The sequence below is a fragment of the Nocardioides xinjiangensis genome (assembly GCF_017916385.1).
GTDB lineage: Bacteria > Actinomycetota > Actinomycetes > Propionibacteriales > Nocardioidaceae > Nocardioides > Nocardioides xinjiangensis.
This window is the reverse complement of the sequence record NZ_JAFMSW010000001.1, coordinates 1,679,807-1,692,902: the sequence shown is the minus strand read 5'-3', so window position 1 is coordinate 1,692,902 and position 13,096 is coordinate 1,679,807. Positions and strand designations below refer to the sequence as shown.

General features: G+C 73.9%; 14 protein-coding genes. 7 read left to right on the top strand and 7 right to left on the bottom strand.

The window, feature by feature from the left end; translation table 11 throughout:
* Positions 1-4: 4 nt before the first annotated feature.
* Positions 5-688, bottom strand: coding sequence for an alpha/beta fold hydrolase (locus J3P32_RS08045; protein ID WP_210439290.1), 684 nt, complete (start codon positions 686-688; stop codon positions 5-7).
* A gap of 112 nt (positions 689-800) precedes the next feature.
* On the opposite strand from J3P32_RS08045, the gene J3P32_RS08040 reads away from it, so the two are divergent.
* Positions 801-1,757, top strand: coding sequence for a helix-turn-helix transcriptional regulator (locus J3P32_RS08040; protein ID WP_210439289.1), 957 nt, complete (start codon positions 801-803; stop codon positions 1,755-1,757).
* Here the strand turns inward: J3P32_RS08040 and J3P32_RS08035 are convergent.
* Positions 1,747-2,379, bottom strand: coding sequence for a hypothetical protein (locus J3P32_RS08035; protein WP_210439288.1), 633 nt, complete (start codon positions 2,377-2,379; stop codon positions 1,747-1,749). The genes J3P32_RS08040 and J3P32_RS08035 overlap by 11 nt on opposite strands.
* A gap of 39 nt (positions 2,380-2,418) precedes the next feature.
* Here J3P32_RS08035 and J3P32_RS08030 point away from each other — a divergent pair, with 39 nt between their 5' ends.
* A complete protein-coding gene (locus tag J3P32_RS08030; RefSeq protein ID WP_210439287.1) occupies positions 2,419-2,601 on the top strand; it encodes a hypothetical protein in 183 nt (60 codons plus the stop codon).
* A gap of 427 nt (positions 2,602-3,028) precedes the next feature.
* Here the strand turns inward: J3P32_RS08030 and J3P32_RS08025 are convergent, their stop codons facing one another.
* Positions 3,029-3,628: a LysE/ArgO family amino acid transporter gene (locus J3P32_RS08025; protein WP_307807797.1), complete on the bottom strand. Its 600-nt coding sequence runs from the start codon at positions 3,626-3,628 to the stop codon at positions 3,029-3,031.
* Between the two features lie 156 nt (positions 3,629-3,784).
* Between J3P32_RS08025 and J3P32_RS08020 the strand changes: the two genes are divergently transcribed.
* Positions 3,785-4,561: an ABC transporter ATP-binding protein gene (locus tag J3P32_RS08020; protein ID WP_210439286.1), complete on the top strand. Its 777-nt coding sequence runs from the start codon at positions 3,785-3,787 to the stop codon at positions 4,559-4,561.
* A gap of 4 nt (positions 4,562-4,565) precedes the next feature.
* On the top strand, positions 4,566-7,109 hold the full coding sequence (locus J3P32_RS08015) for an ABC transporter permease (protein WP_210439285.1): 2,544 nt from the start codon (positions 4,566-4,568) through the stop codon (positions 7,107-7,109).
* Between the two features lie 132 nt (positions 7,110-7,241).
* Here the strand turns inward: J3P32_RS08015 and J3P32_RS08010 are convergent, their stop codons facing one another.
* On the bottom strand, positions 7,242-8,291 hold the full coding sequence (locus tag J3P32_RS08010; RefSeq protein WP_307861622.1) for a DNA polymerase IV: 1,050 nt from the start codon (positions 8,289-8,291) through the stop codon (positions 7,242-7,244).
* Between the two features lie 41 nt (positions 8,292-8,332).
* Here J3P32_RS08010 and J3P32_RS08005 point away from each other — a divergent pair, with 41 nt between their 5' ends.
* On the top strand, positions 8,333-8,566 hold the full coding sequence (locus tag J3P32_RS08005; protein ID WP_210439284.1) for a hypothetical protein: 234 nt from the start codon (positions 8,333-8,335) through the stop codon (positions 8,564-8,566).
* 134 nt (positions 8,567-8,700) lie between these two features.
* Complete coding sequence (locus J3P32_RS08000) at positions 8,701-8,943, top strand: hypothetical protein (protein ID WP_210439283.1); 243 nt, start codon at positions 8,701-8,703, stop codon at positions 8,941-8,943.
* Between the two features lie 16 nt (positions 8,944-8,959).
* On the opposite strand, the gene J3P32_RS07995 is transcribed toward J3P32_RS08000, so the two are convergent.
* From J3P32_RS07995 to J3P32_RS07985, 3 genes are read right to left on the bottom strand one after another with little or no spacing between them, the layout of a single operon-like run.
* Positions 8,960-10,174 carry a cysteine desulfurase-like protein gene (locus tag J3P32_RS07995; protein WP_210439282.1) on the bottom strand — a complete coding sequence of 405 codons (1,215 nt, stop codon included), beginning with the start codon at positions 10,172-10,174 and terminating at the stop codon, positions 8,960-8,962.
* Between the two features lie 31 nt (positions 10,175-10,205).
* On the bottom strand, positions 10,206-11,123 hold the full coding sequence (locus J3P32_RS07990; protein ID WP_210439281.1) for a succinylglutamate desuccinylase/aspartoacylase family protein: 918 nt from the start codon (positions 11,121-11,123) through the stop codon (positions 10,206-10,208).
* A gap of 29 nt (positions 11,124-11,152) precedes the next feature.
* Entirely contained in the window at positions 11,153-11,656 is a 504-nt protein-coding gene (locus J3P32_RS07985; RefSeq protein ID WP_210439280.1) for an ATP-dependent zinc protease family protein, read from the bottom strand.
* Positions 11,657-11,711: 55 nt separating this feature from the next.
* On the opposite strand from J3P32_RS07985, the gene J3P32_RS07980 reads away from it, so the two are divergent.
* Complete coding sequence (locus J3P32_RS07980) at positions 11,712-12,902, top strand: RimK family alpha-L-glutamate ligase (protein ID WP_210439279.1); 1,191 nt, start codon at positions 11,712-11,714, stop codon at positions 12,900-12,902.
* Positions 12,903-13,096 lie beyond the last annotated feature (194 nt).

The following is a 13,096-nucleotide window of genomic DNA, read 5'->3' as shown; positions in this document are numbered from 1 at the left end:
CGGCTCAGCGGCGTGTCGCCTCGTCCAGCAGTGACGCGAGGGCGGCCGGCTGGGTGTACATCGGCCAGTGGCCCGAGTCGATGTCGACGAGCTCCAGGGCGGTCGCGGCGGCGAGCTCGGGCACGTCACCGGACGCGATCCACTCCTGCGCCTGGGCCGGGCTGAACTCCGGGCAGACCAGCGTGAGCGGCACGCCGTGGCGGCGCTCGTCGGTCCAGTGCACGACGCCCTTGGTGACGCCGACCGGGACCGGATGGGCGCCGGCGGCGACCTCGGCCTTGAGCTCGGGTGACATGTCGTCGGAGTCGGGCCCGGCGAACGGCTCCCAGCCGGGGAAGGGGACGCTCTCGCCGGCCGGCTCGAAGAAGTCGGCGTACGTGCTGCCCTCGGTGGCCGGGAAGCCGCCGATGAGCACCGCGCCGGTGACGGCTTCCGGGCGCCGGTCGGCCGCCACCCAGGCGAGGGTGCACGCGGCGGAGTGACCCACGACGAGCGGCGACCCGTCGGCGGCGTCGACCGCCGCGGCCACGGCCGCCGCCTGGTCGTCGTACGTCGACGAGGTCGCGCCGTCGCCCTGGCCGGGCAGCGTCAGGGGGATGCCGCGGTGGCCGAGCCGCTCGAGCTCGGGCAGCACGGCGTCCCACGCCGATCCGTCGAGCCAGAGTCCGGCGACGAGCACGATGTCCATGGGTTCTCCTTCGGTGGTGATGGGATGGCGGGGTCGGCAGCACCGATCCCGACACCGACCTTAGGGAGCATTCCGGACGATCCGCGTCCGGAACCGGTGGCAGGATCTGTGCATGAGCCCGACCAGCCCCACAGCCAGGGCGTTGCGTGCCCTCGACGTGCTTCAGGGCCGTCCCGGCACCACAGCCGCGGAGCTGGCCCAGCGCCTCGGGGTGACCGAGCGGGCGGCTCGCCGCTACGTGGCGATCCTGCGGGAGGCCGACATCCCGGTGGAGTCCACGCGCGGTCCGTACGGCGGCTACACGCTCGGACGCGGCTTGCGGCTGCCGCCGCTCGTCTTCTCCGCGACCGAGGCGCTCGGCCTGGTGATGGCGGCGCTGGACTCCCAGCACGCGGTGGCCGACCCCGAGGACCCGGTCGGCTCGGCGCTCGGCAAGATCCTGCGGGTGCTGCCGACGAACGTCGCGCGGCAGGCGGTCGCGCTGCGGGAGACGGCCCGGGCGGTGCCGCAGCGGCACCCGGCCCGGCCCGACCCTGAGGTGACCAGCGAGCTCGTCGCCGCCGTCGCGGCGCAGCGCCGGGTGCGGGTCGGCTACCGCACGGCGGCCGGCAACGCGCGCACCTTCGAGGTCGACCCGTGGTCGGTCGTGGTGCGCTACGGCCGGTGGTACCTGCTGTGCCACTCGCACCACGCCGACGCGCTGCGCACCTTCCGGATCGACCGCATCACCGAGGTCACCCGGCTCGACGGGGTCTTCGAGGTGCCGGCCGACCTCGACCCGGCGGCCGCGCTCGAGGCGAACCTCGGCAAGGGCTGGGAGCACGACACCCACGTGGTCTTCGACGCGCCCCTCGCGGAGGTCCGGCCGTGGGTGCGCCCCACGCTCGGCGACCTGCGCGAGCTGTCCGACGGCCGCTGCGAGCTCGTGGGCAGCACCAGCAACCCCGAGGCGTACGCCGGCGAGTGGCTGGCGCACGTGCCGATCCCGTTCACGGTGGTGGGCGGCGACGAGCTGCGTGCCGCCGTGCGGGTGGTCGCGGACCGGTTGGCCCGGGCCGTCAGCGGCTGACCGCGACCTCCGTGCCGAGGCTCCAGCCGGAGGAGATCGGCAGGTAGTCGCCGCTCCAGAACGTGCCGGGGTCGTACCAGGTGGCCCGCCGGTCGTCGCGCAGGATGCCCATCTCGATGTAGCAGGTCGCGACGATCTCCGCGCAGAACGCCGCCTCGGGCGTGACCCGGTGGCCGCGCTTGCGCCGCGGCACGTAGGCGTCCCGGCCGCGCAGCCAGCGCGCGCCGAGCCGGGTAAGGCTCGGGAACGACACGCCGTCGAGCCGGGCGATGGCCCGCAGCATGCCGTCCTCCTCGTCCCGCCCGATCTCGGGCTCGAGCTGGCGGAACCACGCGTCCTGGGCGTACTCCCCCTGCCACCGCGCGACCGCCTCGCGCAGGTCGTGCAGCTGCACGCCGCGGTGGTTGGCCCCGGTCCACATGTCCACCTGCTTCTTGCCCAGCTCGGCGTGGAAGATCAGGGGCGGCAGGTCGTCGACGACGACGGCCATGCCGACGTGGTTGACCGGCGAGTTCGTGACGGCCCGGATCGCGCGGTCCGGCGCCCGGCGGCCCCGGAACAACCAGATGTCGCCGCTGCGGGTGAGGTCGACCGCCTCGTCGAGGGTCAGGGGCGTTGCCATGCGTGGCAGTCTGCCGCACGACGCGTCTAGGCTCGGCCCGTGCAGGGATGGAAGTGGCTCGGCCTCGCCGGGATCCTCGCCGGGGTGGCCACGGGCGCGGCCGTCGCCCGCGACGAGCGCGTACGCCGCCACTACGACGCGGCGGAGATCCGCGAGCGGCTGCACCGGCGCCACGAGGAGGCCGTCGCCCGCGACGCCGCGTCCGCCCCCGACGCCGACTGACGGGCCGCCGCCCATCGCTGGCCCGCCGCCGGCCCGCGGCCGCCGCCCCGCCGCCGCCGGCCCCGCCGCCGCCGCCCGCCGTCGCGAGCTGCGGTAGTCCACCGGGCAACGGCTGCCGCGACGCGCCCCCGACGACCGTTTGCCGGTGGACTACCCCGCGCGGGGCCCGCGGAATGGCCGCCGAATGGGCGCCGCCGGCCCCCCGCCAGCTGCGGTAGTCCACCGGGCAACGGCTGTCGCCACGCGCCTCCGACGACCGTTACCCGGTGGACTACCCCGCGGGGGCCCGCGGAATGGCCGGCGAATGACCGCCGCCGGCCCGCCGCGGGCCCGCCGCCGCCAGCTGCGGTAGTCCACCGGGGAACGGCTGCCGCGACGCGCCCCCGACGACCGTTTCCCGGTGGACTACCCAGGGGGAGGGGAGGGGTCAGCCGAGCGCGAGGCGTACGGCGATCGCCAGCATCACGAGGCCGATCAGCACGTCGAGCACCTGCCAGGCCCGGGGGCTCGCGAGCCGCGGTGCGGCCAGGCGCGCGCCGTACCCGAGCCCCGCGAACCACAGGATGCTCGCCACGCCCGCGCCCACCGCGAACCACCAGCGGCCGGGGTCGCCGTGTGTGCCCGCGATCGAGCCCAGCAGCAGCACGGTGTCGAGGTAGACGTGCGGGTTGAGCCAGGTCAGGGCGACCGCCCGGGCGAGCACGCCGCGCCGCGACTCGACGGCGCCCTCGCCGACGGCGAGCACCTGCGGCCGGCGGGCGCGCAGCAGCGAGCCGACGCCGTAGACGGTGAGGAACGCGACGCCGAGCCAGCGCACGACCTCGACGGCCCACGGCGCGCGGTCCACCACCACGCCGATGCCGGTGACGCCGGCCAGGATGAGCACGAGGTCGGAGACCGCGCAGACCGCGACGACCAGGCCGACGTGGCTGCGGCGCAGGCCCTGGCGCAGCACGAAGGCGTTCTGCGCCCCGATCGCCACGATGAGGGACAGGCCGGTCAGCAGCCCGGCCGCGACGTCTCCCACGCCCGACAACCTAGGGCCTCGCCGGCCCTGCCCCGACCGGCGGTCCGCCCCAGGTACGCCCACCTGCGCCCCCGGTGTGTCCCCTGACAGATGTCAGGGTCGCCTGCGGGTCTTATCCCATGGCAGGGCGTCGGAGCCCGCTGCCAGACTTGCCGCATGACTGGACACGCGACGGGGGAGGCGACGCGCGGCGTCGCGGCGAGCGCTCGGGACCTGGTGAAGACCTACGGGTCGCAGGAGGCGGAGGTACGGGCGCTGGACGGGGTGACGGTCGACCTGATGAGCGGCGAGTTCACCGCGATCATGGGTCCGTCGGGCTCCGGCAAGTCGACGTTGATGCACTGCCTGGCGGCGCTGGACACGCCGACCTCGGGCGAGGCGGTCGTGGCGGGCACCTCGCTCGGCAGCCTGAAGGACAAGGCGCTGACGACCCTGCGCCGCGACCGGATCGGGTTCGTCTTCCAGGCCTTCAACCTCGTGCCCACCCTGACCGCTCGGGAGAACATCCTGCTGCCCCTCGACCTGGCCGGGAGGAAGGCCGACCAGGAGTGGTTCGACGCGGTCATCGACGCGGTGGGGCTCCGGCCTCGCCTGGGCCACCGGCCCAGCGAGATGTCGGGCGGCCAGCAGCAGCGGGTGGCCTGCGCCCGCGCGCTGGTCAGCCGGCCGTCGATCGTCTTCGCCGACGAGCCGACCGGCAACCTCGACTCCACCAGCTCGGCGGAGGTGCTCGGCTTCCTGCGCCGCAGCGTCGACGAGTTCGGCCAGACGGTCGTGATGGTGACCCACGACCCGGTGGCGGCGTCGTACACCGACCGCGTGCTCTTCCTCGCCGACGGCCGCATCGTCGACGAGCTGCGCGACCCCGACCGCGACGCGATCCTCGAGCGCATGGGGCGCCTGCACGACGCCTCCGCGCGCAAGGCGGGCTGAGCCGGTGCTCCGCCTCACGTGGCGCAACCTGGTCGCGCGCAAGGTCCGGCTGGTGATGAGCACCCTGGCCATCGTGCTGGGCATCGGGTTCCTGGCCGGCGTGCTCACGTTCAGCCACGGCCTGGGTGCGACGTTCGACAACATCATCGAGGGCTCCACCTCCGACGCGGTCGTGCGCACCGAGGGCGAGGTGTCCTTCCAGGCCTCGGGTGCCGGCACCACCAACCTCGTCGAGCCGGAGGTCGTCGAGCGGCTCCGGGAGCTGCCCGAGGTCGCCGCGGCCGACGGCTCCGTCGACGGCGTCGGGGCCAACCTCCTCGACGAGGACGGCAAGCTGGTCGGCGGCACGGGTGCGCCGACCCTGGTCTTCAACTACTACGACAGCGTCAACGTCCAGGGCGAGCCGGTGCTGATCCTGGAGGAGGGGGCCTGGCCGGAGCGGCCCGGCGAGATCAACCTCGACGTGTCCTCCGCCGAGCGCGGGGGGTACGAGATCGGCGACGAGGTCACCCTCCTGATGCCGACCGGTGAGCAGCGCCGCACGTTCGAGCTGGTCGGCACGTCGAACTTCAACGGCGGCGGCACCGCCGGCGCCACCCTCGCGCTGCTGGAGACGAGCCAGGCGCAAGAGGCCTTCCTCGACGGCGCGGACGCCTACACGACGGTCACCCTGACCGCCGCCGACGGCGTCTCGCAGACCGAGCTCGCCGACGCGGCGAGGACGGTCCTGCCCGACGGCTTCACCGCGGTCACGGGGCAGCAGGTCATCGACGAGTCCGACGAGCAGATCGGCCAGCTGCTCGACCTCATCGGCTACTTCCTCATCGCCTTCGCGGTGATCGCGATCGTCGTCGGTGCCTTCATCATCTTCAACACCTTCTCCATCCTGGTCTCCCAGCGGGTCCGCGAGTCGGCCCTCCTGCGCGCGCTCGGCGCCAGCCGGCGCCAGGTGACGCGGTCGGTGCTCGTCGAGGCGTTCCTCATGGCCCTGCTGGGCTCCGCCCTCGGGCTGCTGCTCGGTCTCGGCCTCTCGCGCGGCCTCGCCGCGATCTTCCGCGCCCAGGGCCTCGACATCGCCGGCGACGTCCTGGTGCTCACGACCTCGACCGTCGTGGCCGCCTTCGCGGTGGGGATCGGCGTGACCATGGTGGCGGCCTTCGTGCCCGCGCGCCGCGCGGCGAAGGTCCCGCCGGTGGCGGCCCTGCGCGACGACCTGACCGTGCAGGAGAAGGCGCTCGGCCGCCGACGGATCGTGCTGGGCAGCCTCGCGCTCCTCGTGGGGGCCGCGCTCATCGGCGCCGGCTTGGTGGGTGCGCCGGGTGCCGACGCCGCCTGGATCGGCGCCGGCGCGGTGATCTGGGTGATCACCGTCGCGGTGCTCGCCCCCGTGCTGGGGCACCCGGTGCTGCTGGCCTGCCGGACGGTGTTCGGCCGCGTGTTCGGCACCACCGGCAAGCTGGCCGGGGAGAACGCGCTGCGCAACCCCCGTCGTACGGGCGCGACCGCCTCCGCGCTGATGATCGGCCTCGCCGTGGTGTCCGCCGTCGGCGTGCTGGCGTCTTCGCTGAGCGCCACCAACGACGAGCTCGTCGACAAGGAGTTCCGCAGCGACTTCCTGGTGCAGTCGCCGACCTTCCAGGGGTTCTCGACCACCATCGGCGACGAGATCGCGGCGGTCGACGGCGTCGAGACCGTCTCGCGGATGCAGGGCTCGGTGGCGATGGTGAAGCAGGACCAGGGCTTCGTGATGGGGGTCGACGAGGCCTTCGCGGAGATCTACGAGCTCGAGATGCGCCGCGGGACCCAGCAGATGTCGGGTGAGCAGACGATCCTCAGCGCCAGCAGCGCCGCCGAGCTCGGCGCCGAGGTGGGCTCCGAGGTGCCGGTCGCGTTCCCCGGGGGCGAGGTCGTCGACCTCGAGGTCGTCGGCATCTTCGAGGACACGCCGATCACCAACGGCGTCACGCTGCCCATCAGCGTCCTGGAGGAGGCCGGACTGCGCCGCACCGACAGCATGCTCAGCGTCAACGTCACCGAGTCCGCGGACGTCGACGAGGTGCACGAGGCCCTCGACGAGGTCGTCGCGGACACCCCGATCGTCACGGTGCAGGACAAGGAGGGCTTCGCCGAGCTCATCAAGCAGCAGGTCAACCAGCTGCTGTTCATGATCTACGGGCTCCTCGCGCTGGCCGTGATCATCGCGGTCATCGGCATCGTCAACACGCTCGGCCTGAGCGTCATCGAGCGCACGCGCGAGGTGGGCCTGCTCCGCGCGGTCGGACTGTCGCGTCGCCGGCTGCGCCGGATGATCACGCTGGAGTCGATCGCCATCGCGGTGCTCGGCGCCGTGCTGGGGCTCGTCGTCGGGCTGCTGGTCGGCGTCGCGCTGCGCCAGTCGCTCGCGGAGGACCTCACGGTGCTGGCGATCCCGTTCGGCTCCCTCGTGATGTTCCTGGTCGTCGCCGTGGTGTTCGGCGTGCTCGCGGCGATCGTCCCGGCCGTCCGCGCCTCGCGGATGAAGGTGCTCGACGCCATCGCGACCGAGTAGCCCGGCGGCGCGGCCGCACCCGCGGCGGCGCCCACGGCTCCGGTCGTGACCCGGCTCACGGCCCACGACCCCCGGACGCGAGCGCGGCGCGCCCTTGCGGCCGGCCTGTCGCCGCTGGCGGGCGGCTAGGCGTCAGTAGCCGCCGGCGGGCGGCACCATCTCACCGCGCACGCCGAGCAGCCGCACCGGCCGGGCGTCGTCGAGGGCGAGGAACAGCTCGAAGGCCGTCCGCGCGATCACCTCGACGTCGTACGTGGGCTCGGGCAGCTTGCGGATGCGGGTGACGGTGAAGAACGGGACGAAGCGGATTTTGAGGTGCACCCGCTGCACCGGGCGCTCCTCGGCGCGGACGTCGTCGACGACCCGCTCGGCGAGCTCACGCAGCGCCTCGCGGACCTCCTCGGGCGTGGTGAGGTCGGCCTGGTAGGTCGTCTCGCGGCCGTGGGCGCGCGCGACCCACGGCGTGTCGTCGGGCTTCGCGCGTCCGCCGCCGCGACCGAGCCGACCGAGGTGCGGTCCGTTGGACGGCCCGAACTCCGCGACGAGGGCGGCCTCGTCGGCGCGGGCCAGGTCGGCGACCGTGCGTATCCCGATCGACTGCAGGCGGGCCCCGATCCGGGTGCCGACCCCCCACAGCGCGGTCGTCGGCCGGTGGCCCATGACCTCCATCCAGTTGTCGCGGGTGAGCAGGAAGGTGCCCTGCGGCTTGCCGAAGTCGGTGGCGATCTTGGCGCGCACCAGCGTGTCGCCGATGCCGACCGAGCAGTGCAGCCCGGTCGCCTCGAGCACCGCCGCCTGGATCGCCCGGGCCGTGGCGAGCGGGTCGTCGGTCTCGATGCCGACGAACGCCTCGTCCCACCCGAGCACCTCGACCACCGCGCCGGGGAGCGACCGCAGCGTCTCCATCACGCGCGCCGAGGCCTCCTCGTAGACCGGGAAGTCCACCGGGAGGAAGACCGCGTCGGGGCAGCGCCGCTTCGCGAGCTTGAGCGCGAGGCCGCTGCGCACGCCGCGCGCGCGGGCCTCGTAGGACGCCGTCGACACCACCGCGCGCTCGGTCGGGTCGCCGCGGCCGCCGACCACGACCGGGAGGCCGACGAGCTCGGGACGGCGCAGCAGCTCCACGGCGACGAGGAACTGGTCCATGTCGACGTGGAGCACCCAGTGAGCCTCGCCGTCCACCCGTCCATTGTGGAGGAGCGCCGGCGGCGTACGGTCGGACCATGACCAGCGACGACCGCACCGAGCCCGACCCCTACGCCCCGCACCCCGAGGAGTCGGCGTTCCCGACCGCCGGCGAGCGGGTCAGCGACGAGGAGCGCCAGGCCGCCCTCGACGCCGAGCCCACTGGCAACGCGACCGTCGGCGACATGGTCGACGCCGACGGCGTGGACTCGCGCGCCCACGAACAGGGCCTCGCCTCCGAGGAGGTGGCCGAGCAGGTCCACGACGGCTGACGGCGCGCAGAGCCTGCGCGCGTCCACCCCGCGCGGTGCCACGGTGCGGTCATGACCCCCGAGCGGCTCGACGTCGAGCAGGCGCTGCGGCGGATGCAGGCGCTCGCGTCACGGCTGTCTTCGCCGGGCTCGCGGTGCGCCGCGGCGAGCACGAGCGCTGGGCGGCGGTCCACCGCGCCGCCTGGTCGGCCACGTTCCGGGTCACCGCCGCGGCGTACGAGCGGCTCATGACGCTCGCGCCCCACGACCCCGGCCTGGACCACGTCGTGACCGGCCCTGACGGGGACGACGGCTATCCCGCGCCGGGGCGGCTCCACCGCCGGATCGGGTTCCGCGCGGGCGCCCGCAGCCGGACGTACGGGTGGCGGCACGGCTGAGCCGGACCCCGGCGACTCAGGCCCCGAGGAAGTCGGTCAGCCCGTCGATCAGCCGGTCGACGTCGCCGTCGTCGTTGTAGGCCGCCAGCCCGATCCGCAGGCCGGCGTCGACCGGCAGCCGCAGCGCCCGGAACGTCTCGTGGGCGTAGAACGTGCCGGCCGGCACGAGGACGTCGCGCTTCGCGAGGTGCTCGTACGCGTCCACGGGCCGGCGCTCGTGGAAGGTGAGGAACAGCGTGGACGTCCGGTCCGCCGCCCGCGAGTGGAGGGTCAGGTGGTCGCCGAGCGAGCCCAGCGCCTCCTCGATCCGCTCCCGCAGCCGCAGCTCGTGCGCCGCGACCAGGCCTGCTGCGGAGACCAGCCGCTCCCGCCGGGAGGCACCGGAGCCGAGGGAGGCTATGAGGTCGACCGCGGCGGTCGTCCCGGCGAGCAGCTCGTAGGGCAGCGTCCCGAGCTCGAACCGCTCCGGGACCGCGTCGCTCGACGGCACCAGCTTGTCCGGCCGCAGCGTCTCGAGGAGCGCGGGGTCGGCGACGAGGGCGCCGCAGTGCGGACCGAAGAACTTGTAGGGCGAGCAGACCAGCAGGTCGGCCCCCATCACGGCGACGTCCGGAGCCGCGTGCGCGGCGTGGTGCACCGCGTCGACGTGGACCAGCGCGCCCGCCTCGTGCGCCCGGGCGGCGACGGTCGCCACCGGCGGCCGCGTGCCGAGCAGGTTGGAGGCAGCCGTCAGGGCGACGAGCCGGGTGCGTTCGCCGATGACGTCGAGGGAGGAGAGATCGAGCTCGCCCGTCGCGGGGTCGAGCCGGAGCCACCGGACGCTCGCCCCGACGCGCTCGGCCGCCTGCACCCACGGCCGCACGTTGGCGTCGTGGTCCAGCTCGCTGACGACCACCTCGTCGCCGGCGGCCCACGTCGCCGCGAGCGTGCGGGAGACGTCGTACGTCAGCGCGGTGGCGCTGCGACCGTGCACCACACCGCGCGGGTCGCCGCCGACGAGGTCGGCGACCGCCGAGCGGAACCCGGCGACGGCGTCCTCGGCGTTGCGCTGGCTCAGCGTCGCGGCGCCGCGCTGCGAGAGCGGCCCGGTCAGGGTCCGGGCGATCGCGTCGCCGACCACGCGTGGTGTCTGGGTGCCGCCCGGGTTGTCGAAGTGGGCGATGCCCGAGTCGAGGGACGGGAACCCGGCGCGGAAGGCCGCCACGTCGAAGGCAGGAGCGTCGAAGACCATGTCGCGCACTCAACCAGACGCGCCGGACCGCTCACTCGGCGATGTGCACCACGGCGTCGCCGGAGTTCACGAGCGGCGCCTCGGTGCGGCCGATCACGATGCCGTCGCGGTTGGCGTACACCGCCCGCAGCGTCTTGCCGAAGGAGTCGAACAGCGTGCCCAGGCGCTCCCCGTCGCTGACCTTCTGGCCCAGCTGAGCGTCGAGGTGGAGGATCCCGGTGCGCCGCGCGCGCACCCAGCCGCTGGCGCGGCACTCCAGGCTCGGCTCGACGGGGGGCTCGTCGACGGCCTCGGTCATGCCCAGCGCCGCCAGCACCCGGCGTACGCCGACGACGCCGGCCTGCACGGCGTAGTCGTCGAACCGCAGCGGCTCGCCGGCCTCGTAGAGCAGCACCTTCGCGCCCTGCTCCCGGGCGGCATGGCGCAGCGAGCCGTCGCGGATCCGGGCGTGCAGCATGACCGGCGCCCCGAAGGCGGCGGCGAGCTCGCGGGTGCGCGGGTCGTCGAGGTCGGCGCGGACCTGCGGCAGGTTGCTGCGCCGGTCGGAGCCGGTGTGGAGGTCGATGCCCACCTCGCAGCCCGCGACGATCTCGCGCATGAACAGGTGGGCGATGCGGCTCGCGAGCGAGCCCCGCGCGGAGCCGGGGAAGGAGCGGTTGAGGTCGCGCCGGTCGGGCAGGTAGCGGTCGCCGGTCATGAACCCGAGGACGTTGACGATCGGCACCGCGACCAGGGTGCCGCGGAAGGCCTTGGGGTCGAGGCCGGCCATCACCTGCCGGACCACCTCGACGCCGGCGACCTCGTCGCCGTGGATCGCCGCGTCGATCCACACGCTCGGCCCGTCCTCCCGTCCGTGCACCACGCGGACCGGCAGCGTGACGTCGGCGCCGGTGACGAGCCGCGTGATGGGCAGCTCGAGGGCGCGCGCGGTCCCGGAGCGGATCCTCACGCCCCCGATGGCGAACGACTCGCGCGCCACTACTTCCCCCAGTTCTTCCGCCGCACGGACCGGCGCGGCCGGCCGCCGGCGTAGGAGCGCGACGCGTCGACGAGGAACCCGCGCTCGAGCGCCGCGCGCCCGATCAGCATCCGGAAGCCCATCTCGTCCCGGTTGCTCAACGTCATCTCGGTGGTGACGGTGCGCCCGGCGAGCGTCACGTCCAGCGCGACGGCGTACCGCTCCTCCGCCTGGCCGTTGCTGGAGCGCACCTCCCGGCGGTCGAGCACGGGCAGGGCGAGCTCGACGTGGTCCTCGTCGGAGCGCTGCCAGGGGTGGATCGAGAAGCGCACCCACTCCTCGCCGTCGCGGTCGAACGACTCGAGGTCGAAGGTGTGGATGGAGGACGACCGTGCCCCGGTGTCGATCTTGGCCTTCACCCACGGCAGGCCGGCCTGCGGCAGCGCCACCCACTCACGCCACCCGACGACGACGTGCGGCTGCGCCGGCTGCTCGGGCGGCTCGGGCGGCTCGGGGGACGACACGGGCCCATCTTGTCAGGTGGTCCGGACCAGGAGGGGGCGTGCTTGTATGACGCCCGTGAAGCTCGCCATCCTCTCCCGCGCCCCGCGCTCGTACAGCACCCAGCGGCTCCGGACGGCGGCCCTCGACCGTGGCCACGACGTGAAGGTGCTCAACACGCTGCGCTTCGGCATCGACCTGTCCGGCGACGAGCCCGACCTGCTGTTCCGCGGCAAGCAGCTCTCGACGTACGACGCCGTGCTGCCGCGCATCGGCAACTCGATCACCTACTTCGGCACCGCCGTGGTGCGCCAGTTCGAGCAGATGGACGTCTACACGCCCAACACCAGCTACGGCATCGCCAACAGCCGCGACAAGCTACGCGCCACGCAGATCCTGTCGCGCCACAAGATCCCGATGCCGGCCACGACGTTCGTGCGGGACCGCGCCGACGTGATCCCGGCGATCGAGCGGGTCGGCGGCGCCCCGGTGGTGATCAAGCTGCTCGAGGGTACGCAGGGCATCGGCGTGATCCTGGCGCCGACCCTCAAGGTCGCCGAGGCGATCATCGAGACGCTGCAGAGCACCCGGCAGAACGTGCTCATCCAGCGGTTCGTCAAGGAGAGCAAGGGCCGTGACATCCGCGCGCTGGTGGTCGGCGACCGGGTGGTGGCGGCCATGCGCCGGGTCGCACAGGGAGACGAGTTCCGCTCCAACGTCCACCGCGGCGGCAGCGTGGAGGCGGTCGAGCTCGACGAGGAGTTCGAGCGCGTCGCCGTGCGGTCCGCGCAGATCATGGGGCTCCGGGTCGCCGGCGTCGACATGCTCGAGGGCCGCAAGGGACCGCAGGTGATGGAGGTGAACTCCTCGCCCGGGCTCGAGGGCATCGAGACCGCGACCAGGCTCGACGTCGCCGGCGCGATCGTCGACTACATGGCCAACCAGGTCGCCTTCCCCGACATCGACGTACGCCAGCGGCTGACGGTGTCGACCGGCTACGGCGTGGCCGAGATCGTCGTGCACGCCGGCTCGGAGATGGTCGGCAAGAGGCTCGGCGAGTCCGGCCTCGACGAGCGCGACATCACCGTGCTGACGCTGCACCGCGGCACCCACGTCATCCCGAACCCCCGCAACAAGACCGTGCTCGAGGGCGAGGACCGGCTGCTGTGCTTCGGCAAGCTGGAGGAGATGCGCTCGATGATCCCCGACCGCAAGCAGAAGCGGGTCCGGCGGCTCATGAAGAAGCACCTGCCGCCGGAGAGCCACTGACCTCGGCGGTCGGGCGGCCGGCGGCGCCGGACGACTGCACCCTCAGCGTCGTCGACTTCTCGGTCCTCCCCCACCTCGGCGCGTTCCCGGAGAACTCGCCGTCCGAGGCGGAGCGGTGGGCAGCCGGGTCGGCGGACCGGCGTACGCGATCGACGAGCAGACCGCGATCCGGGTCGTGGACGGGTCCCTCGAGG